The following is a 21,359-nucleotide window of genomic DNA, read 5'->3' on the forward strand; positions in this document are numbered from 1 at the left end:
AGAATTTCCGGAGGTCGCTAAAGTTCGAGAATGGTTTATATACACAACCTCAGGTTGTATACCTCGAATTACATGTCTCAAGGGACACCAGTCATCATCCTGAAGGAAGGTTCGGGCGAGTCCAGAGGTAGGGAAGCCCAAAGGAACAACATCTCGGCTGCGAAGCTGATATCGGAGATAGTCAGGACGTCGCTCGGCCCGAGAGGGATGGACAAGATGCTCGTAGACTCGATGGGGGACGTGACGATCACCAACGACGGCGCTACAATGCTGAAGGAGCTCGACATTCAGCACCCGGCCGCAAAGATGATGGTCGAGATCAGCAAGGCGACAGACAATGAAGTTGGGGACGGAACCACGTCGGCGGTCGTAGTCGCTGGTTCGCTTCTCGAGAAGGCCGAGGACCTGATTGGGAAGGAGGTGCACCCGGTCGTCATAGTCGAAGGATACGCGAAGGCGGCAGAGAAGGCGCAGAAGGTCCTCGAGGAGATGGCGGAGAAGGTCGACCCCGCCAGCAGGGAAGACCTCATGAAGATAGCAAACACGAGCATGATGACCAAGCTCGTTAACGAGGACTCGCCCCACCTCTCAAGGGTGGTGGTGGACGCGATTCTCCTCGTGGCCGAGAAGAGGGAGGCAGGGTACAAGGTCGACATCGACAACGTCAAGGTCGAGAAGAAGCCGGGCGGAGCGCTCACCGACACGAAACTCGTGCAGGGAATAGTCTTGGACAAGGAAGTCGTCCACTCCGGGATGCCGAAGAGGGCGGACGAAGCGAAGGTGGCCCTCATCAACTCCGCCCTCGAGATAGAGAAGACCGAGTTCTCGGCCGAGATAAGAATCAACGACCCGACGCAGATGCAACAGTTCATGGACGAAGAGAGCAACATCCTGAGGGGCATGGTGGACAAGGTGAAGTCCGCCGGTGCTAGCGTCCTCGTCTGTCAGAAGGGGATCGACGACCTGGCGCAGCACTTCCTGGCAAAGGCGGGCATCCTTGCGGTGAGGCGGGTCAAGGAGAGCGATATGACCAAGCTCGCGAAGGCGACCGGGGCAAGGATCGTCACCAACCTGGACGACCTCTCGGGCAAAGACCTAGGATACGCAAAGCTGGTCGAGGAGAGGAAGCTCGAGGACGACAAGTGGGTCTTCGTAGAGGGGTGCAAGAACCCGAAGGCGGTGACAATCCTAGTGAGAGGCGGGACGCAGCGCATCGTGGACGAAGCTGAGAGGGCGCTCCACGACGCACTCATGGTGACCAAGGACGTCGTCGAACTGCCCGCTGTGGTTGCAGGCGGAGGCGCCCCAGAGGCAGAGGTGTCCTTCCAGCTGAGGTCGTGGGCTCAGAAGCTCTCAGGCCGAGAGCAACTCGCGGCTCTGAAGTTCGCGGACGCCATGGAGAGCATCCCGCTGACCCTGGCCGAGAACGCCGGGATGGACCCTATCGACACTCAGGTCGACCTCAGAGCGAGGCACGGAAAGTCGAAAGAAGGCAAGTGGTACGGAGTCGACGCGCTTAACGGCAAGGTCGCCGACATGTACGCGAAGAACGTCTGGGAGCCCCTCGCGGTGAAGCTTCAGATTCTCAGGGCTGCCACCGAGGCCGCATCGATGATCCTGAGGATCGACGACGTGATCGCGGCCAGCAAGATGAAGGCACCTCCGGGCGGCGGCGGAGGCATGGGCGGCATGCCCCCGATGGGCTAAAACGTCGGAAAGCCGAGACTGGCTTCTGGAAAACCGCCTAACTTCACTGCCTTGTCATAGACCACGCTCGCGACTGCCACGTCCTCCAACGCGGCGCCTCCGGACTTGAACATCGTCTTGCCCTTTGGCTTGACCCTCCCTGAGATTATTTCCTTCAGTTCCACCGCCTTCCCCCAGTAGAATGTGCCCGCGGCTTCGGCCTGAATCAGGTCCCCGTACTCGGTCTTGGCCTGGGGGAGGTCGTCTACGGCTATGGTCTCGAAGGTGCCGACAGCCCCGGCCGTAATCTCCGAGTGCTCGGGATTGTTCCCCCCACAAACGTTGATGTGCGATAGGTCCTCGACTGCAGTCTCCTCGACGAAAGGGACCGCGGCGGACGTGATCGTGGACGCGACCTGGACCCCCCTCATTGCCCCTGAAGCCGTCAGGGCGGCCTCTGCGTCGATGCCGAGGCCCGAGAGCTTCCCTGCGAACGCCTCACGGTGCCCGGGGTTAGGGCTCCAGACCTTGGCCCGGGTCAGACCGACGGCCGTCTGAATCGCAATCACCTGGGTGAGCGCCTGCCTGCCCGACCCTAGGACCGCAAGAGTGGGGTTCCGGCTCGGGTGCATGTGCTTCGTGGCGACTCCCGATGCTCCTCCGGTCCTGAACCTGCCAAGGACGTCGGCACCCATGACCGCGAGGAGCTCGGAGTCCTTCGAGTCGAAGAGCAAGAAGACGAACCTGGTCCCCTTCGCAGAGCTCAGGTAGCACTTCAGGCCCGACCTCCCAAGGTACGGGAGAGAAGCGTGCATCGCGTTGATCACTGCCCCCGGCGCCCTGGACCTCGTTCGGGGCGAGTTCACCGCCTCTCCTGCGGACTCCCGCCTGAAGGCCTCCTCGAGCGCGGGAACGACCTCCTTCATGTCAAGGAGGGCCTCGACCTGCGGCTCAGAGAGTAGGAGCGTCAACTGGACTTAGGCTTCTTCCTTCTTCTCTTCCGTCTCCGGATTGCCCCAGCGGCCTACCTTGGGGACGCCCTTGGTCCTGAAGAGTGCCATGCCCTGTTGATACCTCTGGAGCTCGACCTCCAAGAACCTGATGTCCGACGCCAGGGATGCGAGCTGCTTCTCCTTCCCCGACTTCCCGGTCAGCTCCGCGACCTTCGCTTTTTTCTCCTGGACCATTCCCGAGATGAGTTCCTCGTACTCGGTGGTCATCGCAGAAACCCGGCGGCCTGTCGAAACTATAAAGGCGTTGTCGATTAGCGGTCGTCATGCGGCCGCAGCTCTTGGTGGGCGGTCTCCTTGTCGGGCTGATGGGAGCCTCCTTCTTGGTCCTCGAGCTGCCCTTCGTATATTTTTGGGGGATACCGTTTTTGATTGGGGGGAGCCTGATGGCCCTCGCGAGTCCCTTCCTCTCGGAGACCCACGGGCCGGTCAAGCCGCCAGAAGGGTACAAGTTCTGCGTCTACTGTTCCAACCAGATGCCGGCGGAGGCGGAGAGGTGCCAGCACTGCAACGGCCTTCAGCCCAGGGAGGGAAGGTAGGTGGAGGAGCTCGCGGCGAAGCCTGCGGGTCTGAGGGTCGCGCGGGACGTGGTCTACTTCAGGGGACACCCGATGGTCAGGTCGCTTCATCCGACGACGATCGAGGTCACGGCCGATGAGCACCTGACAGAGAAGGGGGACTGCATCGTGGGGGTCGGGGCCACGAAGGGATGCGCCCAGCTGGACGAGGCGGTGAAGTCCGGCCTGAGGAGGCCCGGCTCAAGGGTCAAGGTCACGTTGAAGGTCGGTGGAGCTTCGTTCGTCGTGCGAGCAGGGGGCGACCCCGGCCTGGAGCTGACGCACCCGGGGGAAATCGTCATCAGGAGGAGCGGGTTTCTTAGCCCGAGGACTGTAGCGGTCGGAGCGGACGCTGCGGCGGCCGACATCCCGCGCGAGATGGTCCGGGCACTCTCGAGGGCCGACGCGAGGGGCGAGCTCGAGATCGAGGTCTCCTGAAGATGGGGAAGTACAGCTCCACAGGCTACACGATGCAGGCGCTGGTGAAGTACCACGGGCTCAAGGACTGGAGCCTACGGCTCCCCTATCACGACAGCATCTCAGTCAACACGACCTCGATGATGACCGAGGCCCAGATATCGGACGAAGCAAAGGGGGGAGTCTTCATGGGAGGCAAGCCAGTGGTCACGGCCAATTCTAGGCTCGAAGCAGTTGTGGGGAGGATCAAGCCCGGCGCCAGGGTCGAAGACTTCCGCATAGACAGCAAGAACCTGCCAAGGGGAGAGGCGAAGGGCGTGGGATACTCCTCGTCCGCAGGTGCGGCCCTTACCCTGCTCTGCCACAAGCTCCTGGTCGGGGGAGAGCCTGACTTGAAGTCCCTCTCCAGGACTGCGAGGCTCTTTGCAGCCTCCGCGGCCAGGTCCCTCGTGGGCGGATTTTCGAGGCTCTACGCCGGGGACGACGACGAGGGGACCTACGCGGAGAAGTTCGCGGACGCATCAGACCTGGACCTGAGGATGGTCATAGTCCCCCTTCCCTCCAAGGTCAGGACAGAGGAAGCCCACAAGGAAGTGCTCACCTCCCCCTTCTTCGATGCGAGGGTCAGGTCCGCCCAGAAGCGATGCGACGAGATGGAGAAGGCGATCCGTGGCAACGACATAGACGCAGTGGGGGTCTTGGCCGAGAGAGACACCTTAGAGCTCCACAGCCTCACGATGACCGGCGAGAACAGGCTTGTGATCATGACGGAGGACACCATCAGGATAATCAGCAGGGTCAGGGAGCTGAGGAGTCAGGGGGCGAAGGCGTACTTTTCGATGCAGACGGGGCCCACGGTCTTCGTGAACACCACGGAGGAGCACGAGAAGGCCGTCAAGCGAGCAGTTGAGAAGATGGGATACAGAGCCTACCTGTCGGGCGTCGGGCCAGAGGCCAGGCTCGCCTGAAAGCGGGGAAGTGATGGACCCGGAATGAAGACGGTCAAGGAGTACCTGGTGGAACTTGAAAGAAACAAGGAGGGGAGGCCCGAGCAGGTCAGGGACGGGCTTGAGATCTACATCGAGCTGTGGAGGAAGACGATCCTGAGGGGAGTCATAGCTGACTCTGACCGTGTAGAGGACGCCCTCGAGAAGATAGAGAAGGCCGGCGGGCTCTACACGGCAGCCGAAGGGCCCACGGACGCAGCGCCTACCGGCTGACCTCGCCGCCGTCGACGACGAGGACCTGTCCGGTAATGAAGCTCGAGTCATCGCTGGCCAGGAACAGAGCGACCTTGGCCACCTCCTCCGGGGAACCGAAGCGCCCTAAGGGGATCGCGGCCCTGTAGGACTCCAGCTGAGCCTTGGCGAGCCATTCGACCCATATCGTTTCGATTGACCCCAAGGCCATGCAGTTGACCCTGACCTTCGGCGCGAGCGTCCTCGCGAGCATCCGCGTCATGGAGATGACCGCGCCCTTGGCAGAAGCATAGACCAGGCCCTCAGAGTCGCCAGCGAGAGCGGGAGTTGATGCGATGTTGACGACCGCTCCCTTCTTCATGATCTTGGCGGCCGCCTGGGTGCATAGAAATGTCCCGAACGCGTCGACTGCGAAGACCCGCCTCCACATGTCGAGTGTGATCCTTGAGAGGGGGACGTTCCAGATCCGCCTGTCCGACAGGCCCGCCGCGTTTACCAAGACATCCAGCCCGCCGAGCTCACTCCAGACCTCGCGGAAGAGGCGGGACACGCTTTCAGGGTCTGAGACGTCGGCGTGCATCGCCGTGGCGGTCCCTCCAGACCTCCGGATCTCCCGGGCCACCCTGTCGATGTGCGGGTCTCCGGCCCTGTGGGCTATCACTACCTCGGCCCCCTCCGAGGCGAGCTTGCGCGCGATTGCCGCGCCGATGCCCTGAGAAGAGCCCGTCACGAGGGCGCGCTTCGAAGAAAGCCTCGAACCTCGAGCTGCAGGACTGTTCTTCCGCAAGGAGCTAGGGCCTGGGAGCGCGGTCGCGGGCGGTGGAGCTCGCTGAGTACTTCTTCAGGAACTCGATGTTGAAGAGGGATGCCTTTGCTGAGTTCCGGACCATCTCGTCGGGGTCGTCCAAGGCCTTCTTCAGGACCTCCTCCGAGTCTGCGGTCCCTATGGACCCGATCGCGGCGGCGGATTCGTGCCTGACGATGGGGTCGCGGTCTTCGCGGACTGCCTTGGCCAGCGCTGCGTTGCCCGCCGGGAGGCCGATCTGTCCGAGGGAGAAGGCAGCCTCGTGCCTGACCAGAGGGTCGGGGTCGTTGAACAGGACATCGGCGAGGGCCGGGACAGATTTCTCCGCTCCGACCTCGGCGAGTATGCACACCGCGTGGACCCTCAATACGAGGCTCGGTTCGTTCTTCAGGACCTCGATGAAGTAGGACTCGTCCTTCCGGCCCCACGCATCCTCCATCCCTCTCATCACGTCCATGCAGTGGGCCTCGTCGTCGACTATGACGCTCGTGTACAACGTTTCGGGTGCCAGGGCTTCGGGCTATAAAGTGAACTGCGGCACTACGTGAGCGCGGACCTCAGGTCGGCCAACAGGTCGACCGCGTCTTCGATGCCCACAGAGAACCGCACGAGGCCCTCGCCGATGCCGATTTCCCTCCTGCGCTCCGGGGTCAGGCTGGTGTGGGTCATGGTCGCAGGCTGCTCGACAAGAGACTCCACCCCCCCGAGGCTCTCGGCCACCGAGAAGAGCCGAAGTCTTCCGAGGAACTTGCGGGCCGCGGCCCCTCCCCCCTTCATCTCCGCTGACAGCATCCCGCCCCCAAGCCGCATCTGGGCCTTGGCGAGGCGTCTCTGGGGATGGCTGCTCAGTCCCGGGTAGTGGACAGACGAGACCTTCGGGTGCCTCTCGAGGAACTCGGCCACCTCCTGCGCGTTCTCACTGTGCCTCTCCATCCTCAAGTGGAGGGTCTTGGCACCTCTGAGGACGAGGAAGCAGTCGAACGGAGAAGGTACTGCCCCGAGCGCATTCTGGTTGAACTTCACCGCCTCGTAGACCCTGGGGTCAGAGATGGCGACAGCACCTCCCACTACGTCGCTGTGCCCACCGATGTACTTCGTGGTGCTATGGACGGCCGCGTCCGCCCCTAGCGCAATGGGGTTCTGGAGGTAGGGGCTCGCGAAGGTGTTGTCTACGACCGTGGCCGCCCCCCTCTTCCGGGCGAGACTTGAGATCTTGCGTATGTCCGCAATCCGCATCAGAGGGTTCGTGGGGCTTTCGAGCCAGACGACCTTCGTCCTACCTCGAATTGCGGCCTCGACTGAACTCGGGTCCCGGGTGTCGACGTAGGTTGTCCCCACTCCGAACTTCCTGAAGGTCGTCTCGAAGAGTCGGACTGTGCCCCCGTAGAGGTCCTTCTCGGCAACGATGTGGTCACCCTTCCTGAGGATTGAAAGCAACAGTGTGGTCTCGGCCCCCATCCCAGAAGAGAATGCGAGCGCGTGGCGCGCCCCTTCCATCGATGCGATCCTCTGCTCAAGTGCCGTGCGCGTCGGGTTTCCGGTCCTGGAGTACTCCAGCCCTGCCGTGGGCTTGTCCGCGAACCGGCGAGCAAAGGTTGCCGAGAGGTGGATGGGGACAACTACGTCTCCGCTTAGCGGAAGCCCGGGCTCCTCGCCCGCGTGGACCGCCCTCGTGCCGAACTTCATGGACCGGGTCAGGACTTGCGCACCTTATCACGTCTGCGGTCTCGGCGAGCCGACCCGGCCCTGCTGTGTCCGGTCCTCCTTCGAGCCGGCCCGGGGGCCTGCGACTCTGTCTTGAAGCCGTTCTTCCTCATCCATGAATCGTTGAAGACCTTGTTGAGATAGCTGCGACCTGTGTCTGGGAGAATGACGACGACGAGCTTGCCAGGGCCCAACGAACGCGCGGCCTTGATCGCCCCTACGACGGCGGCCCCCGACGAGGTCCCGGCGAGTATCCCCTCCTCCCTAGCGAGGCGCCTGGTCATGATCATCGACTCCTCGTCGGTGACTTTCACGAACGAGTCGACTACCTCCATGTCGAGCGTCGTCGGAAGGAAGTCCTCGCCTATCCCTTCTATCTTGTACGCCTTCGGGGCCGCCCTCTTCCCTCTGTGGAGAGCAGTGAGAATCGAGCCCTGGGGGTCCACGCCCACCACTCGGACCGAAGGGTTCCTCTCCTTGAGGTACCTGCCCGTCCCGCTGATCGTCCCGCCAGTCCCGACCCCGGCGACCAGCATGTCGACCTTCCCCTTGGTCTGACTCCAGATCTCAGGGCCGGTGGATTCGTAGTGGGACCTCGGATTCGCCAGGTTCTCGTACTGGTTGGGCATGAACGATTGGGGTGTCTTTCTGACGATCTTCTTCGCAACTTCGACGTAGTGCTCGGGGTCGCCGGGGGAGACGTCCGACCGCGTCACTACGACCTTGGCGCCCATCGCCCTGAGTAGGGAGACCTTGTCGGCGCTCATCTTGTCTGGGACCGTGAAGACCAACTTGTATCCTCTCAACACAGCCGCCATCGCCAGGCCCATTCCGGTGTTCCCTGAGGTGGGCTCCACGATTGTCCCGCCGCGGACAAGCAGGCCTTTCCTCTCCGCTTGCCTGATCATGGAGATTCCGATCCTGTCCTTGATACTCCCTCCCGGGTTGAAGAACTCGAGCTTGGCCAAGATCCTTGGCTTCAGCCCAGCCGTCACCCTCGAGAGTCTGACCATCGGAGTCTCTCCGATGAGCCCCAGGATATCCTCCGCAACGCGGCCGGCCATGTTGTCAGAGTCCCCGTCGGCCGAGTGTGATAAAGTGCCCTCTCAGCCCGAAATCCAAGCGACCGCATTCGGGAGGAAGTTGGTGATGTAGACCTCCTGGTTGACCGGGTCGTACGCTAGGTGGGTGGGAGTAGAGCCGACGCCGTAGGAGTAGACCACGTCGTTTGTGCTCGGAATCGCTGAGATGCAGATCTGGTAGTAGTCAGCCAGGTAGATGTATCCGTTGTGCGGGTCGTAGACCATCTTAGGCAGGTCGCCGACCCAACCGATGGGGAGGACCGCGACCACCTCGTTGCCGCTGGAGATCGCAGTGATCTGGCGGAGGTAGGAGTCGACGACGTAGGTGTCCCTATTGGATGGGTTGTAGATCAGACTCGAGATGTCCCAGGTTAGCGAGATATTGGCCACGACAGAGTTGGAGCTGGAGATTGCGGAGAGATTGGACAGCCCGGGAAGCGTGACATAGGTCTCGTTGTTGGCGGGGCTGAACGCGAGGGCGGTGGGATAGGGGTTGTTGGTCTCGTTGCCGATGATCTGAGTGAAGTTCAGAGTCGCGACTACGGCATCGGCGGCGGAGATGCTCACCACGGTGCCCCCAAAGTAGTCCGCAACGTAGACCTGGTGATTGACGGGGCTGTAGGAGAAGGCAATGGGCTTCACGAACCCAGTGATGTTCGATACGACAGCGTTGGTGCTGTTAATCGCGTACACCGAGCCGAGAGCCCCGATGTACATTTCCTGGTTCCAGGGACTGTACCCCATCCGTACACTTCCTGGCTCCACGGTCGTGTCTTCAGTCCGCCCCCCCGGATTCTTCATTGAGTAGTTGCCCACTATGGTGTTGGAAGTGGAGAGAGCGATCACGTAGTTCGAGTCCGGGCAGGCAGCGAAAACCTCCTGGCTCCCCGGGTCATAGGCAAGCTCACGCGGCCCGTCGCAGATCGTCACGGTCGCGACCACGACGTTGCTGGAGTTGATTACGCTGAGGGAAGACTCTCCCCAGTTGGCAACGTAGGTGTAGTTGTTCGCGGGGTCGAAGACGATGCCGAGTGGCCGACTGCCGACGGATATGGAGTGGAGCGAGATCCACAGGTCAGAGATGGATGAGACGGCGTCCGACCCGTGGTCGACGACGTACACCCTCCGGTTGGCAGCGTTGAACGACGCCGCGAGAGGATCTGCACCGACCGAGAACGTAACGGTGTAGAGTAGGCTGGATGCAACTGCCGTGACACTCGAATCGTTGCGATTGAGGACCCAGACCTCGCGGTGGAGTGAGTAGTACGTCATGCTGGAAGGCCCGACGCCCACCGCTATGGTCTTGACGACTAAGTTGTACTTCGAGATCACAGTGACTTCTGCTGATCCATAGTTGGAGACATACATCTTGCCGTTCGAGGCGGAGTACAGCAGGCCCCGCGGGCCCAGCCCGACCGCAATCGTCGTAATGAGGGGGAGCGCATTGTTGGCCTTGAAGACCGAGACGGTCCCGTCTCCTGCATTGGCCACGAAGATCTCCTTGTTCGCAGCGTCGAACGCTATCGCTCTTGGGTCAGAGCCGACGGCAGCTGAAGCGGTGGGCACAAACCTGTAGATGGAGGTGACAGTCATCGCATCGTGACTGAGCGCGAAGACATGACCGTTTCCAACAGCAAGCGCGGTGGGCCGGGAAGACAAGTGGATCGTGAGTGTTACTGTTAGAGCCTTCCCGATGACAGAGATCGTGTTGTCGTCTCGGTTGGCCACGTAGGCGTACGAACTGAGGACTGCGATGTCCGACGGATGGGAGCCTACTGTGACCGTGGCGACGACTGACAGGAGGCTGGGCGAGATGACGCTGACAGTCCCGTCGCCCTGGTTCACGACAAAAATCATTCTATGGTTATTGGGGCCCACTCCCAAGGCAATCGCCACGGGCTCCGACCCGACGGTGATGTTCGCGACCACCTTATCGTACTTGTTGAACACCGTCACCGTTCCCTCATCGTGGTTGGCGACGTAGGTGTACCCTTGGAAGGCGAGCGTCGCGACGGGCCCAGCCCCGGTGGGAAGCGTGGTCACGAACTTGGGCGAGAGTGGTGTGTACGCCTGGACTTGGAGGGAAGGAAGGACGAAGGCGATCAGCATAACAACGAGAAGTGGAGCAGAGAAGGCCCGCGTCGCTCGCGCCCGGGGGGCGCGGCGGCCCATCGACCCTCCGTCCCGTGCGGGGGACATGTGATTGCTTTTTGGGAGTCCGGATACTTAATGGTTCTCGGAGGAGGGGGAGAGGACGCGCGCAGGCTGCGAGCCCGGGGGCCCTGGACAAGCTATATCCTAGAGTCTGACCTCCCTGCGGGTGGTTGTGAGCCTTAACGAGAGGAACTCAGCAATCATAGTGATTCTGCTCGGTCTGACCGTCTTCGCCCTCGGAGCCTTGGCGCTGAGCATCTGGGCTCTCCTCGGGATCGCGATCGCCTCGGCCTCGGCCACAGTGTTCACCTTCAGAGCCTTCGGCAGGCGGGTACTGCTTGCAGCGCTCGTTTCATCGGTATTTGGAGCAATGGTCGCCTGGATTGCAATGAGGACGATGATGCGACTGGTCGCGGTCAGTTCGGGGATCTCCCTGACCCTGACCGCAGGAGGGACCTTGGCGATCCTGGGAACGGCGCTCTTGATGGGAATCCTCCCGGGAGTGGGACTAGTGCACTTCAGGGCCAGGTTCGGCACGTCGATCTGGACGAGCATCGCGTACGGGTGGGTCCTTTCGATTCTGGGGGGCGTCCCGATGGCCCTGCTCCTGTCGGCGGAGATTATTCGAATCGCGTCAGACCCGGCGATTCCGGTCGCGTTCCTCCTCGAGGTCCCGATCCTCTTCGCGTTAACTGTGGACCTGTCGCTCAGGGGTCTGGGGCGCTGGACCCGGCTGGGCGCTCCGAGCTTCCGCGGCTGATCGCTTCGAAGGCCCGCTCCCCGAGATTGAAAGCGCTCCGGTGAACAAGGGAGCGAGGCCAACGGCCCCTAGGACTACCCCTATCACGACCCACGCGGCGGGGCCAGACTGGCTCGCCCACCAAGGGTCCAGCTGAAGGGCGAAGATGGCCGGCACGACGTCCTTGACGAAGGGAGAAGAGAACCACATCTGGTCCGGGGGGACGGCCCCCACAAAGGAGGCGAGGCCGCTGAGGACGACCCCTGCGAGGTAGAGCAGGTACACGAGAGACCTGCGCAGGGCCGATCTCAGGGTCTCGAGTATGAAGCCCGCGGGGATCAGGAGCAGGGGGATCGCAGCAACGAGGAAACGCGGGCCGTAGGAGTTCCCGGCTGTCGGCGCGTACCACATCGAATATGGGACGAAGATGCAGAGGAACAGCACCAGGAGCATTGCGACCCTGGAGTCGAACTTCGACGGCCTCAACGAGCCAAGGAGTCCTACGACGCCCACCAGGAGCACGGGGGAGTACACGAAGATGCCTCTGAGGGGCGTGAAGAGGTTGAGGTAGGCACCGTCGAGGAGCGGGAAGCTGAACGCCCCTAGGACCCCGGCACCTCCGAGATACACCTGCTCGGACGCGGCGAACGGGTTCCCGAAGCTCGCGTAGTTGTAGGCGAACAGCAGGAGGACCCCGGCCGCGGAGGCCATCGTGAAGAGGACCCCCCTCTCGAGCCTTGCGGCCCTGGGCCCCTTCGAGCCCAGGAGGAGATATCCCAGGATGGGGAAGATCAGTATCCCGTCGACATAGTCGACGGTGAGGGCGACCCCGACCGAGACCCCGCACAAGAGAGCGTCGCGGGAAGGATGGCCGGGCTCGCCCTTGGAGGCGGAGAGCAGGAAGTAGACCGAAGAGAGGACGAACAGAGCGGACACGTCGCTCTGGAAGAAGAAGGTGGCGAAGGGCCAGCTGATCGTCGAGAAGGCGTACGAGAAGGCGACGAAGGCTGCCGCCAGCTCCCCGAAGAAGAAGTCCTTCCCGATCCTGTAGAGGACGAAGGCCGCCAGGGAGTTGGCGATCGCGACGAAGAGCTCCGAGGTGGGCAAGACGTACCCGAAGACGGCGAACCCGCCCTGCAAGTAGAAGCCAAGGGCGACGAAGGGGAAGGCGAGTATCGCAGCCCCCGGGGCGGACGCCGAGTAGTACGACCCGTTGTAGGCGAAGATGTCCACCGAGTTCTTCTGGAAGTCCCCGACCTGCCCGATCGCGAAGCTGTGGTGAGCGTAGATCGCCCAGTCCAGGTCGATGAGGCTCGACGGGTGGTCGGTGGCCCAGAACCCGTTGAGGGTGACGAAGTAGACAGCCAACGGGAGGAGGAAGACGAGGAGGGGGAGTGGAAGGAGCGGATTGGTGTTCTTCACTTCATCCGACCTCTAACTGAATGGTTTGGCGATTTAAGGCTGAGAGAGAGCGGGCCCGGTGGGATTCGAACCCACGACATGCTGGTGACTCCGGTCGGGCATAAGAGCCAGCCGATCTAGGTAGTCCTCTCTAACCTGGCTTCTCGCAGGATTTTCCTGCTCTGAGCCACGGGCCCACGCACGAAGAGCCTTCGATAATTGGTTAAAGCGTTATCGGTGGCGGAGTGGACTTGTACCTCGGTCCGATGACCTCCATGAATTTGGCTATTTCTAGTTGAGAAGTAACCCTCAGAGTGTAGACCCCGTGCTTCTCGGTGAGCCTGTTGCAGAGTATACCGAACCTTATCAGCTCGTCATGAATCTGGTTCATCAAAGTCTTGAGCTTCATTCGTATCTGCAACGACAGTAGGTTATCGTAGACCCTTGCATGTTGGTTGTACGCCTTAGAATATCGTCGATAGAGCGATCCTTCCGCATGATAGACCCCTCTAATGCATCGAGAGGTGTATCCTTTCTTGAATATGACTCTTGGTATCATCGCGTCTGCTTTCTTCCCGATTGGTAGGCCCAGCCCCGAGAGATATGTGACGAGCTCTTTGTCGTTGATGTGATATCGCGTTGTGTTGTCATTTCGCAAGTACAAACGACCACTGACGCCGAAGGTCGTTTCCATCGTTGGTTTTACGAACTCTTCGTAGTACCAAAATTCTGACTTGTGGGCAGTGAACGCCACGACGTTTGACTCATGCCGTCCGTGAAGTCTCCGACTCAGGCATCCGTCTCCAAGATGAAGCCCGATTACCTCGGCGAGGTCAGGCGTAACGTCCGGGGGCACGTTCAATGACCGAAGTTGAACATAGCTGAATTTCAAGAAGCGCGAGGTCCTGATGGGTGAAGGGGGGGAGAGTTCTGAAACTTCTTCAGCATTGATATACCGACGTTGGTTCTCAGTCGGATGAGATGGCCAGACTAACCTTCGTCGGCCTCGGATTGGGCCCCAGGGGCATAAGCCTCGAGGGCGTCGAGGAGCTCCGAACCGCGGACGTCGTCTACCTAGAGTACTACACGACCCCCCACGAGCCGACCCTGCTCCGAGAGCTGCAGAGCGCGACCGGGGCCAAGATCACGGTCGTCGACAGGGACTTTGTCGAGGACGGAAGGAGGATCCTCGAAGAGGCGGGCACGAAGAAGGTGGCTCTCGCGGTCCTGGGGGACCCGATGATCGCGACCACGCACGACGACCTGAGGACGAGGGCGATCAGGGCTGGCGTGGAAACCACTGTCGTCCACTCGGCCAGCATAGCGTCGGCCGCGGCCAGCGCGTCAGGCCTTCACTACTACAAGTTCTCGAGGACCACGACCGTCACCAGGGAGTCGGTCAACAAGCTCTCTCAGGTGTACCACCTGCTGCACCAGAACCTCCTCGAGGGGGCCCACACTCTCCTGCTGTTGGAGTACGACCAGCAGAGCGGCGAAGGGGTCTCGCCGGCGGACGCGGTCGCGGGGCTCCTGCTGGCAGAGGCGAACTTCAAGCGAGGAGTGGTGACCGAGGAGACCTTCGGCCTGGTGGAGTCCAGGCTGGGGAGGGAGAACTCTGCCATGGCCGGTGGGTCGTTCGCTGAGCTGGGGAGGAAGGAGTTCGGGGATTCGCCCCACTCCCTTGTCGTGCCTGGCAAGCTCCACTTCACAGAGGTCGAGTCGGTCTCGGCGATCTTCTCCCTGGCCCCGGAGAGCGTGCGCGGGAACTCGGACTCGGTCCTCAGGACAGCGCAGAGCCTCGTTCCGAAGTACGTGGAGAAGACGAGGAAGGCGCTCTCAGGCGCGGCATCGAAGCTGGGCCCGTCGTATTCAGCTGTGTTGGAGAACGCGGAGCTCTACCTGAGGGACGCGGAGAGGAACCTCGCGGAGGGGGAGGACGAGATCGCGATGCTCAACGTGGGCTACGCAGAGGGGCTTCTGGACGCGCTCGGCTTCGCCGGCCTGGTCAAGGTGGAGTGGTGATGGAGAGGAAGCGCATGCTCGCCTCGGTCTTTGCGCTGAGGGTCGCAGGCGTCAGGGCGTCAAGGGAGGCGGTCGCGAGGAAGCTGGGAGTCGAGGAAGAGGACATTGTAGGGCCCCTGGCGGAGCTCGCAAAGTCAGGGCATCTACGCGCCTCCAGGGGAGGGCTCGCACTCACTGAGAAGGGGAGGAAGGCGATCAGGGTCGTCTTCATCGGAGGAGGGTTCGAGCTGATACACCACGGCCACCTCCATACGGTGGAGAGGGCGAGGGCCCTTGGGGACGCCCTGGTCGTGTCGGTCGCGAGGGACAGCACGATAAGGAAGAGGAAGGGGCGCGAGCCGGTCGCCGACGAGAGGCAGAGGGTCAGGCTACTGGAGGCCCTGAGGTCAGTGGATGCGGCGATACTTGGCGTCGAGGGCGACATCTACGAGACGCTCGAGATGGTGAGGCCCGACGTCGTGGCGCTCGGGTACGACCAGTATCACATGGAGCGGGAGGTGGCCTCGGAGGCGAGGAAGAGAGGGATGAAGGTCAGGGTCGTGAGGCTGGACTCCCCTTCCCCTGAAGTGAAGACGAGCTCGCTCCTCGGCAGGTACTAACGCCGCCGGCCGAGCTTCTTCTCGAGGCGGGCCATCGCCTCGTTAACAGAGTCGCGCCGCGTCTCCTCGGTGAGCAGGCCCCTCGTGTCCTCCACGAGCATGCGGGCCACGTCTATCTTCCTCCGGGCCCCGTTCGCGACGTGGTCGTATACCGCCAGGGGAGAGCAGCTAGAGTAAAGGTCCTCCATGACAGCGAAGTACTTTCTGGCCCTCGGAAGGTCGCTCTTCATCACGGAATCGAGCACGAGGCGCTTGAGCTCTCCCACTGTGTCGAGCAGGCCCAGGAGATACGCTTCGGGAGAGGCTCCGAGGGACTCGCGAGAGGGAACCTTGCTGCCCTGCGAGAGAGCGACGACGGATGAGGCCTCGACGAACTCCGCCTCGGGGGAGACGATGTACCGCGAAAGGGGCCCGGTCCCCTTTGCCTTCAGCTCTGCGAGCATGGATGAAGCGTTCGCAAGTTCCTTCTTGGCTTCCCCGAGCTTTCCCGTGTGTACGCTGATTATCGCCCGGGAGGAGGCAGAGATCACGTCCCTTGTGTCCTTGAGGACCCTGTCTCTGCGCTCGAGCTGGTCAGAGAAGTGGTGCTCCATTTCCTTCAGGGAGCGCCTGAGAGCGTCCATTTGCGAGGCGCCCGCGGGACCGGCAGTCATAAGCCTACCGAGACCGCCGAACGCTTATCAGCGGAACGACGGCCCGGGCCTTGATTGGACGGGACCGCGAAGGCGCTCGCGCAGACGGCTCTCGCGGGGGCGCTGTGGGGGACCTCGTTCCCTGTCGTTGCGTTCGGGATCGGCGAGGGCCTGGACCCCCTGAGCTTCGTCTTCTTTCGCTTCGCGGCCGCCGCGCCGCTGATGGTCGCCGCCTCGGCCCTCCTGGGGAAGAGGGTATGGCCGCTGCTCAGGTCGAGGGGGGTCTGGGTGGTCGGCGGGCTCAACGCTGTCGGGTTCTTCTGTCAGTTCGTAGGGCAGGCACACACGAGCGCGTCCCTGGCCGCGCTCCTGGTCAACCTCTCAGTCGTCCTCGCGGCGGGGGGAGGGGTGCTCTTTCTTGGAGAGAGGCTGGGCGTAGCCAAGGCGGCCGGGGTGGCGCTTGCGTTCGGGGGAGCGTTTCTGCTCACTACTGAAGGGGACCCGGGCTCCGTGGGGGGTGGCGAGCTTGTGGGAGTTGCGCTCTACCTGGTCGCGGCTGTGTCGTGGGCCGGGTACATCGTGTACTCGAAGAGGGAGACTGACAGGTTGGGCTGGGACCCGGTCGCGGTCTCTGCCTGCATAGTCCTGGTCACGGCCCTTCTCGCGCTTCCTCTGGCCCTGGCGGGCGGGCTGCGCTGGCCGAGCGGGACGGAGGCCTTGGCGGTTGTCGCCTACACGTCGGTATTCAACACGGCGCTGCCCTTTGTGCTCTACCAGTCCGGGCTGAAGCGACTGCCTGCGGGGACTTCTGCGGTGGTCCTGGCGGTGGAGATCGTCGTGGCGGTCGCGATATCCGTGGCCTTCCTGGGCGAGAGCCTGGGGACTGCGGGGGCGGTAGGAGCCGTGGCGGTATTGGTTTCGATTCTGTTGGTCTCAAGGGACCAATTGGGCAGCAAGAGCTTATCCGTTCGCGAAACCGACGCGGTGGGAGTAAGGGAACCTTAGCTGTTGGTAGTGAACCGATATAGGAAAGGCCGAGAACGCGAGTATCGTACGATGGAGATACTGAAGCGAGAGGGTTGGATGGTCTCGAGGAGCGCGGCATCTCACGGGGCCGTCGATGTCTTCGCAGCAAAGGGCGGCAAGATGCTCCTTGTCCAAGTCAAGAGCGGAAGGGCGAGGGTCCAGAAGGCCGAGCTGGAAGAGCTGGTCGAGTGGGGGAGGAGTTCAAACGGGGACGCGGAGGTCTGGCACTTCCGCAAGGGAGGGAAGCTTGAGAAGAGGAGGGTGCACGCCTCGAAGGGGGGAGGGGCGTGAAGGCGAAGTGCTACTTCTGCGACACAGAGCTGGAGGTCGTGCTGCACACCTACAGGGTCGGACCGAAGGAGGAGCCGGTCTGCGAGGAGTGCCACTCCAAGACCGTCAACAGAAGGGCGGCGAAGGAGAAGGAGTCGTCAGGCTGAGGCGCACGCGCGCTTTAGCTGGCGGATGAGCGTAGAGCACTCGGTGAAGCGTTCGTCGTCGGCCCCGCGCTGGTGGCAGTCGAGGGCCCGCTCGTACTCATCGAGGGCTGAAAGGGCCTTGAGGGCCGGAGTCGCGCTGGGCTCCGAGAGTATCAGGCGTCCGGCCGTCTCGTACCAGTCGGCTGCGTCCTCGTACTGCTCGAGCTGGAAGAAGCACCGCGCGATCGACTCGCAGACCGAGACCTTGTGGATGGAAGAGGTGAACGCTTCGAACTCTTCCTTGAGCTCGTAGACGGCGGCGTTGCCGCTGCGCATCTTCTGGACGCCGAAGAGGGCAGAGAAGTCGGTCATCGGGAGTGGCTCGCGGGACGCGGGTTTGAGGTGCCTACTCTAGAAATCTTGAGCCTCGAATCAACGGTCTAGTGCTCGGTCATGACCGCGTCCTCTGCCTCCCTGAGGCGGCGCCGGGCCAGGGCCTGCTGGAACCGCTTCTTCTCGGCCGCTGTGCTCGGTAGGAGCTTCGGTATCGCGGTCGGCCTGCCCTTGGCGTCCAGGGCGACGTAGGTCAGGTAGCAGGAGCCTGTGTGGGTAGACTTGCGCGTGGTCGGGTCCTGTGCCTCGATGCGCACCCCGATCTCCATGGAGGTCTTGCCGACGTAGTTGACGGTGCCCTTGAGGATGAGGAGGTTTCCGACATAGACGGGGGCGTAGAAGTTCATCCGGTCGATGGAAGCGGTGACGCAGTTGATCCCCGCGTGACGCCATGCGACGATTGCCGCGATCTCGTCCATGTAGCGCATGATCGCTCCGCCGAAGACGTTGCCGAGGACGTTCGCGTCGGTGGGCATCATCAAGCGGGCGGTGCTCATTTCAGACTCGGAGGGGCGCTTTCCTGGGAGCATCGAGTGGGAGCGGAGGTCCGAGGTTCATAAAGGTGAATCTGCCACGACTGCTCTCAGGCGGACGGAGGACCCAGGCTATTGTTGAGACTCCTTCTCCTTGAGGATGGACGAGAGAAGGGAGAGGGATACGTTACCTCCGCTGACCACGAGTACGAGCTTGGACCCGCCTTCTCCGCGGAGGGAGCCCTTCATCGCTGCGAGGGGGGCGGCCCCGGCAGGTTCGGCCAGGACGCGGGCCCTCGAGAGGAGGTCGTACATAGCGTCCCTGATCTCGGCGTCGTCCACGAGCCCTACCTTCGCGACGTGCTTCATGACTGCCTCGAGGGTCAGGGTGCCGGGGATCGAGGCCTGCATTCCGTCGGCGATTGTAGGCTTCGGGACGACCCTGGTGGGCCTTCCGGCGCGGATGGACTCGAGCATCGAAGGGATCGCAGTCGTCTCGGCCCCCAGCACCGTCACTTTCTCGAGGGAGGCCTTCAGAGCTATAGCGACTCCGGAGATCAGGCCCCCGCCTCCTATCGCGACCACAGCGGTGTCGAGGTCGGGGAGCTGGCGGGAGATCTCGAGCCCGCAGGTGCCCTGCCCTGCTATTATCACCGGGTCGTTGAACGCGTGAATCAGAGTCAGCTCCCTCTTCCGGGACAGGGAGGCGGCGTTCTCGGCCGTCTCGTCGTACCCCGAGCCGAACCTCACCACCTCGGCCCCCTGCTCCTCGATCGCGCGCAGCTTGGAGGGGTTTACGTTCTGAGGGACGCAGATGGTCGAGGAGACGCCGAAGAGACGCGATGCGTAGGCTACCGCGAAGCCGTGGTTCCCGGAGGAGGCAGTGATGACGCCTCTGCGGAGGCTCCCCTGGTCGAGCGTCAGGAGCTTGTTGACCGCTCCGCGGATCTTGAAGACCCGGATCGGGTGGAAGGTCTCGAGCTTCAGGTGGACCTCCCTGCCCAGGAGCTCCGAGATGCCGCGAGAGTGCTCGAGGGGAGTCTGCGGCACGTGCGGCCTGATCCGCGACTCGGCCTCCTCGATTTCCTTGAGGCCTGGGAGACCGGCCCCGCTCAGCCGAACCACTTCTCGAGGCTCTCTGTCTGGGGTGGGGGCTTGTCCTGGACCCTGGCGATCGCAGACTCGACGCGGTCGCGGGAGAAGGAGTGCTGGCCCACGAGGTAGGAGACGACCCTGGACCGGTCCATCGGCTTCCACTCGGGCTTGACCCCCTTCACCGAGGGAGCGTCGAGGTAGAGCTTCCGTATCTCGGGATAGGGCACCCCTCCCAGCTTGTCCTTGAGCTCAGAGATGTCCTCGAGGCGGGCGTACTTCTTGAGGTACTTGAGGGCCGTGACAGGTCCGACGCCATCGAAGCCGTCCGGGTTGAAGTCGGTGCCGAGGAGGATTGCGAAGTCGACCAGCTGCTCCCTGGTCAGTCCCGTGGAGGAGAGCACGTCCGAGAGCTTGATCCGCTCTGGCTGAACGTTGATGACTATTCCCTTGCTGGGGAGGCGCCTCTTGCCGGAGATCGTCACGTTGCGGACGAGGACGGGCGCCCCGAAGACGAGAGAGTCGTGGTCCTGGGATGCGACCGCGTTGACTGTGCCCTCCGTCGCCATCACCGACGCCTGGGCCTCGCCTTCGGAGGGAGCGTCGACCCATGGGATGCCCATCGCGTCGAGAAGCTCCTTGGCGTCCGCGACCATGTCCCTGCGAAGGACAGTCGACGCCTCTGCAAACTTTCTGGCCTGCGGCAGGTCCCCGGCCTGGAGCGCCTTCAGGTACTGGTCCTTTGCCTCGCTCCTTTGGGCAGAGCGGCGCCTGATCTCCTCGGTCTTGAGCTCGGGAGGCTTCCCGTCGAAGACGTAGACGAGCTTCATCCCGAGCTCCATGAGGTTCACGTTGCGGTAGAAGAGCCCGGAGATGTGGGACGTGACCCGGCCATGCGAGTCCTTCAGGTGCCCCCCGTCCATGCCGCGGATGATCGCGAGGAACTGGTAGAGCGTGTTGTACCCGTCTACTGCAAGCTTCCAGCCGCTGAGGTCTTCGAGCTGGATCTTCTCCCGGGGAATCGAGCCGCTGAAGTCTACGCCCATCTGGGGCCACGCGGCCCCCCGGCGCGATTTATCCCTTGGTTCACTCGTTGAGCCGGGTCGCTCGGACTTCGCCAGGGTTCTCCCTGGCTTCGATCCTCCTCTTGTCCTTGGAGACCCATCGGATGGTGATCAGTCCGATGATCTCGAGCTGCATCAGTAGCTTGTCGCGCTCGTCGGGGGAGCACTTGCTCCCGTTCTTGTTGAGCGCCTCGAGGAGGTCTTCGTCGGTAGTGCTGCCCTTCGCCTTTATCCATTCGAATGCGGCGTATCGCAGAGGGTATCTCATCAAAGGTCACTTCGGGTAAGAAACGGTGTTGGAAGGTGGCGCCTGTGCGCTATAAAAGGTGTGCAGGACGGCGATTCAGGTCGGGATCTTGCTAGACATCCGGCTCACTCCGAGGAGTTCGGACTGCCCGACGAGTGGGGCCTTCGAGACCACGTCCTCGATCTTGTCTACCACGCCATCCTCTTCGGGCACCACGACGTCCACTATCACCGCTGAGAGACCATAGGCTATCGGCTCGATCCTCTGGTTGCGGATAGAGGCCCCGGGCGGGAGGGAGCTCGCGACCGAGTCGACGATCTTCTGGTGCTCAGTAGTCGTGTCTTGAGGTAGGAGCTTGAGCCTGATAACGTAGGAGCCCACGGCGAGCCCCTAGGGTCCTTCGAATCCGCAGTTGGAGCAGGTGTACACGCGGGAGAACTTCCTGCACTTCTCGCACCGCCAGATCAGGGTCTCATGGCACTTTGGGCAGTTGAACTTGGTGGCCCGTTCCGCCGGCTTCACCGGACGGTTGCAGGAGGTGCAGAGCGGGAGCGTGACGGTCGCCTGAGACATTTCTTTTCGACCCTCCTTGTCCCGGCAGATATAGATTGCTGAGAAGGGTTCTGTCCAAACGGGGGGAG

At 62.4% G+C, this 21,359-nt stretch carries 28 protein-coding genes and 1 tRNA gene; 11 read left to right on the plus strand and 18 right to left on the minus strand.

From position 1 onward, the window contains the following. Positions 1-72 precede the first annotated feature (72 nt). The gene (locus tag HY247_03560) at positions 73-1,707 is read left to right on the plus strand and encodes a TCP-1/cpn60 chaperonin family protein (GenBank protein QQG49392.1); all 1,635 of its coding nucleotides are present in this window, start codon (positions 73-75) and stop codon (positions 1,705-1,707) included. On the opposite strand, the gene HY247_03565 is transcribed toward HY247_03560, so the two are convergent. Together HY247_03565 and HY247_03570 are read right to left on the minus strand one after the other, a co-directional pair. Beyond that, positions 1,704-2,657: an ornithine cyclodeaminase family protein gene (locus HY247_03565; protein QQG49393.1), complete on the minus strand. Its 954-nt coding sequence runs from the start codon at positions 2,655-2,657 to the stop codon at positions 1,704-1,706. The two genes, HY247_03560 and HY247_03565, sit on opposite strands and share 4 nt — an antisense overlap. 6 nt (positions 2,658-2,663) lie before the next feature. Next, positions 2,664-2,906 (minus strand): hypothetical protein, encoded by a 243-nt coding sequence (locus HY247_03570; protein ID QQG49394.1) that lies wholly within the window; start codon positions 2,904-2,906, stop codon positions 2,664-2,666. Positions 2,907-2,962: 56 nt separating this feature from the next. On the opposite strand from HY247_03570, the gene HY247_03575 reads away from it, so the two are divergent. The 4 genes from HY247_03575 (at position 2,963) to HY247_03590 (ending at position 4,890) form a co-directional block, all read left to right on the plus strand. Then, the gene (locus HY247_03575; protein ID QQG49395.1) at positions 2,963-3,235 is read left to right on the plus strand and encodes a hypothetical protein; all 273 of its coding nucleotides are present in this window, start codon (positions 2,963-2,965) and stop codon (positions 3,233-3,235) included. Between the two features lie 72 nt (positions 3,236-3,307). Next, the gene (locus HY247_03580) at positions 3,308-3,691 is read left to right on the plus strand and encodes a DUF371 domain-containing protein (protein ID QQG49545.1); all 384 of its coding nucleotides are present in this window, start codon (positions 3,308-3,310) and stop codon (positions 3,689-3,691) included. A gap of 2 nt (positions 3,692-3,693) precedes the next feature. Continuing rightward, the gene (locus tag HY247_03585) at positions 3,694-4,638 is read left to right on the plus strand and encodes a hypothetical protein (protein ID QQG49396.1); all 945 of its coding nucleotides are present in this window, start codon (positions 3,694-3,696) and stop codon (positions 4,636-4,638) included. Between the two features lie 24 nt (positions 4,639-4,662). Further along, on the plus strand, positions 4,663-4,890 hold the full coding sequence (locus tag HY247_03590) for a hypothetical protein (GenBank protein QQG49397.1): 228 nt from the start codon (positions 4,663-4,665) through the stop codon (positions 4,888-4,890). On the opposite strand, the gene HY247_03595 is transcribed toward HY247_03590, so the two are convergent. The 5 genes from HY247_03595 to HY247_03615 are packed head-to-tail and all read right to left on the minus strand — an operon-like array spanning position 4,880 to position 10,659. Next, positions 4,880-5,656, minus strand: a complete 777-nt coding sequence (locus HY247_03595) for a glucose 1-dehydrogenase (protein ID QQG49398.1) — start codon at positions 5,654-5,656, stop codon at positions 4,880-4,882. The genes HY247_03590 and HY247_03595 overlap by 11 nt on opposite strands. Before the next feature lie 4 nt (positions 5,657-5,660). Continuing rightward, the gene (locus tag HY247_03600) at positions 5,661-6,170 is read right to left on the minus strand and encodes a HEAT repeat domain-containing protein (GenBank protein ID QQG49399.1); all 510 of its coding nucleotides are present in this window, start codon (positions 6,168-6,170) and stop codon (positions 5,661-5,663) included. Between the two features lie 44 nt (positions 6,171-6,214). Further along, positions 6,215-7,360, minus strand: a complete 1,146-nt coding sequence (locus HY247_03605; GenBank protein QQG49400.1) for a PLP-dependent transferase — start codon at positions 7,358-7,360, stop codon at positions 6,215-6,217. Between the two features lie 8 nt (positions 7,361-7,368). Next, positions 7,369-8,442, minus strand: coding sequence for a cysteine synthase family protein (locus HY247_03610; GenBank protein QQG49401.1), 1,074 nt, complete (start codon positions 8,440-8,442; stop codon positions 7,369-7,371). A 42-nt stretch (positions 8,443-8,484) separates the two neighbouring features. Next, positions 8,485-10,659, minus strand: a complete 2,175-nt coding sequence (locus HY247_03615; GenBank protein ID QQG49402.1) for a hypothetical protein — start codon at positions 10,657-10,659, stop codon at positions 8,485-8,487. A 127-nt stretch (positions 10,660-10,786) separates the two neighbouring features. On the opposite strand from HY247_03615, the gene HY247_03620 reads away from it, so the two are divergent. Further along, complete coding sequence (locus tag HY247_03620) at positions 10,787-11,374, plus strand: hypothetical protein (protein QQG49403.1); 588 nt, start codon at positions 10,787-10,789, stop codon at positions 11,372-11,374. Here the strand turns inward: HY247_03620 and HY247_03625 are convergent. From HY247_03625 to HY247_03635, 3 genes are all read right to left on the minus strand, one after another. Next, a complete protein-coding gene (locus HY247_03625; protein ID QQG49404.1) occupies positions 11,303-12,775 on the minus strand; it encodes a glycosyltransferase family 39 protein in 1,473 nt (490 codons plus the stop codon). The two genes, HY247_03620 and HY247_03625, sit on opposite strands and share 72 nt — an antisense overlap. Before the next feature lie 50 nt (positions 12,776-12,825). After that, positions 12,826-12,951, minus strand: a tRNA-Lys gene (locus HY247_03630). Between the two features lie 26 nt (positions 12,952-12,977). After that, entirely contained in the window at positions 12,978-13,616 is a 639-nt protein-coding gene (locus HY247_03635; protein ID QQG49405.1) for a hypothetical protein, read from the minus strand. Between the two features lie 119 nt (positions 13,617-13,735). On the opposite strand from HY247_03635, the gene dph5 reads away from it, so the two are divergent. Together dph5 and HY247_03645 are read left to right on the plus strand one after the other, a co-directional pair. Further along, positions 13,736-14,776 (plus strand): diphthine synthase, encoded by a 1,041-nt coding sequence (gene dph5 / locus HY247_03640; protein QQG49406.1) that lies wholly within the window; start codon positions 13,736-13,738, stop codon positions 14,774-14,776. Beyond that, the gene (locus HY247_03645; GenBank protein QQG49407.1) at positions 14,776-15,375 is read left to right on the plus strand and encodes an FAD synthase; all 600 of its coding nucleotides are present in this window, start codon (positions 14,776-14,778) and stop codon (positions 15,373-15,375) included. Before dph5 ends, HY247_03645 begins: the two co-directional genes overlap by 1 nt. On the opposite strand, the gene HY247_03650 is transcribed toward HY247_03645, so the two are convergent. Then, positions 15,372-15,998 (minus strand): RNA-binding protein, encoded by a 627-nt coding sequence (locus HY247_03650; GenBank protein QQG49408.1) that lies wholly within the window; start codon positions 15,996-15,998, stop codon positions 15,372-15,374. The genes HY247_03645 and HY247_03650 overlap by 4 nt on opposite strands. Positions 15,999-16,082: 84 nt before the next feature. Between HY247_03650 and HY247_03655 the strand changes: the two genes are divergently transcribed. From HY247_03655 to HY247_03665, 3 genes are read left to right on the plus strand one after another with little or no spacing between them, the layout of a single operon-like run. Further along, positions 16,083-17,012: a DMT family transporter gene (locus HY247_03655; GenBank protein ID QQG49409.1), complete on the plus strand. Its 930-nt coding sequence runs from the start codon at positions 16,083-16,085 to the stop codon at positions 17,010-17,012. 51 nt (positions 17,013-17,063) lie between these two features. Beyond that, complete coding sequence (locus tag HY247_03660; protein ID QQG49410.1) at positions 17,064-17,324, plus strand: hypothetical protein; 261 nt, start codon at positions 17,064-17,066, stop codon at positions 17,322-17,324. Beyond that, positions 17,321-17,470 (plus strand): hypothetical protein, encoded by a 150-nt coding sequence (locus tag HY247_03665; GenBank protein ID QQG49411.1) that lies wholly within the window; start codon positions 17,321-17,323, stop codon positions 17,468-17,470. Before HY247_03660 ends, HY247_03665 begins: the two co-directional genes overlap by 4 nt. On the opposite strand, the gene HY247_03670 is transcribed toward HY247_03665, so the two are convergent. The 7 genes from HY247_03670 to HY247_03700 all read right to left on the minus strand — a co-directional run bounded on the left by HY247_03670 (position 17,462) and on the right by HY247_03700 (position 21,291). Then, positions 17,462-17,821: a hypothetical protein gene (locus HY247_03670; GenBank protein QQG49412.1), complete on the minus strand. Its 360-nt coding sequence runs from the start codon at positions 17,819-17,821 to the stop codon at positions 17,462-17,464. The two genes, HY247_03665 and HY247_03670, sit on opposite strands and share 9 nt — an antisense overlap. A 68-nt stretch (positions 17,822-17,889) precedes the next feature. Continuing rightward, complete coding sequence (locus HY247_03675) at positions 17,890-18,372, minus strand: acyl-CoA thioesterase (GenBank protein QQG49413.1); 483 nt, start codon at positions 18,370-18,372, stop codon at positions 17,890-17,892. A gap of 75 nt (positions 18,373-18,447) precedes the next feature. Then, complete coding sequence (locus HY247_03680; protein QQG49414.1) at positions 18,448-19,440, minus strand: threonine/serine dehydratase; 993 nt, start codon at positions 19,438-19,440, stop codon at positions 18,448-18,450. Continuing rightward, complete coding sequence (locus HY247_03685; GenBank protein QQG49415.1) at positions 19,428-20,453, minus strand: flap endonuclease-1; 1,026 nt, start codon at positions 20,451-20,453, stop codon at positions 19,428-19,430. Before HY247_03685 ends, HY247_03680 begins: the two co-directional genes overlap by 13 nt. Before the next feature lie 40 nt (positions 20,454-20,493). Further along, positions 20,494-20,739: a hypothetical protein gene (locus HY247_03690; protein ID QQG49416.1), complete on the minus strand. Its 246-nt coding sequence runs from the start codon at positions 20,737-20,739 to the stop codon at positions 20,494-20,496. A gap of 75 nt (positions 20,740-20,814) precedes the next feature. Then, the gene (locus HY247_03695; GenBank protein ID QQG49417.1) at positions 20,815-21,099 is read right to left on the minus strand and encodes a hypothetical protein; all 285 of its coding nucleotides are present in this window, start codon (positions 21,097-21,099) and stop codon (positions 20,815-20,817) included. A gap of 9 nt (positions 21,100-21,108) precedes the next feature. Further along, a complete protein-coding gene (locus HY247_03700; protein ID QQG49418.1) occupies positions 21,109-21,291 on the minus strand; it encodes a DUF1610 domain-containing protein in 183 nt (60 codons plus the stop codon). Positions 21,292-21,359 lie beyond the last annotated feature (68 nt).

The organism is archaeon (assembly GCA_016432545.1).
Classification (GTDB): domain Archaea; phylum Thermoproteota; class Nitrososphaeria; order Nitrososphaerales; family Gagatemarchaeaceae; genus UBA183.

What these genes read in the sequence shown, in the direction of transcription:
- HY247_03590 (QQG49397.1), top strand. Translation starts at nt 4,663, where the DNA reads ATGAAGACGGTCAAGGAGTACCTGGTGGAACTTGAAAGAAACAAGGAG.
- HY247_03570 (QQG49394.1), bottom strand. Translation starts at nt 2,906, where the DNA reads ATGACCACCGAGTACGAGGAACTCATCTCGGGAATGGTCCAGGAGAAA.
- HY247_03650 (QQG49408.1), bottom strand. Translation starts at nt 15,998, where the DNA reads ATGGACGCTCTCAGGCGCTCCCTGAAGGAAATGGAGCACCACTTCTCT.
- HY247_03575 (QQG49395.1), top strand. Translation starts at nt 2,963, where the DNA reads ATGCGGCCGCAGCTCTTGGTGGGCGGTCTCCTTGTCGGGCTGATGGGA.
- HY247_03580 (QQG49545.1), top strand. Translation starts at nt 3,308, where the DNA reads ATGGTCAGGTCGCTTCATCCGACGACGATCGAGGTCACGGCCGATGAG.
- HY247_03585 (QQG49396.1), top strand. Translation starts at nt 3,694, where the DNA reads ATGGGGAAGTACAGCTCCACAGGCTACACGATGCAGGCGCTGGTGAAG.
- HY247_03560 (QQG49392.1), top strand. Translation starts at nt 73, where the DNA reads ATGTCTCAAGGGACACCAGTCATCATCCTGAAGGAAGGTTCGGGCGAG.
- dph5 (QQG49406.1), top strand. Translation starts at nt 13,736, where the DNA reads ATGGCCAGACTAACCTTCGTCGGCCTCGGATTGGGCCCCAGGGGCATA.
- HY247_03605 (QQG49400.1), bottom strand. Translation starts at nt 7,360, where the DNA reads ATGAAGTTCGGCACGAGGGCGGTCCACGCGGGCGAGGAGCCCGGGCTT.
- HY247_03700 (QQG49418.1), bottom strand. Translation starts at nt 21,291, where the DNA reads ATGTCTCAGGCGACCGTCACGCTCCCGCTCTGCACCTCCTGCAACCGT.
- HY247_03660 (QQG49410.1), top strand. Translation starts at nt 17,064, where the DNA reads ATGGAGATACTGAAGCGAGAGGGTTGGATGGTCTCGAGGAGCGCGGCA.
- HY247_03645 (QQG49407.1), top strand. Translation starts at nt 14,776, where the DNA reads ATGGAGAGGAAGCGCATGCTCGCCTCGGTCTTTGCGCTGAGGGTCGCA.
- HY247_03670 (QQG49412.1), bottom strand. Translation starts at nt 17,821, where the DNA reads ATGACCGACTTCTCTGCCCTCTTCGGCGTCCAGAAGATGCGCAGCGGC.
- HY247_03675 (QQG49413.1), bottom strand. Translation starts at nt 18,372, where the DNA reads ATGCTCCCAGGAAAGCGCCCCTCCGAGTCTGAAATGAGCACCGCCCGC.
- HY247_03615 (QQG49402.1), bottom strand. Translation starts at nt 10,659, where the DNA reads ATGTCCCCCGCACGGGACGGAGGGTCGATGGGCCGCCGCGCCCCCCGG.
- HY247_03610 (QQG49401.1), bottom strand. Translation starts at nt 8,442, where the DNA reads ATGGCCGGCCGCGTTGCGGAGGATATCCTGGGGCTCATCGGAGAGACT.
- HY247_03690 (QQG49416.1), bottom strand. Translation starts at nt 20,739, where the DNA reads ATGAGATACCCTCTGCGATACGCCGCATTCGAATGGATAAAGGCGAAG.
- HY247_03685 (QQG49415.1), bottom strand. Translation starts at nt 20,453, where the DNA reads ATGGGCGTAGACTTCAGCGGCTCGATTCCCCGGGAGAAGATCCAGCTC.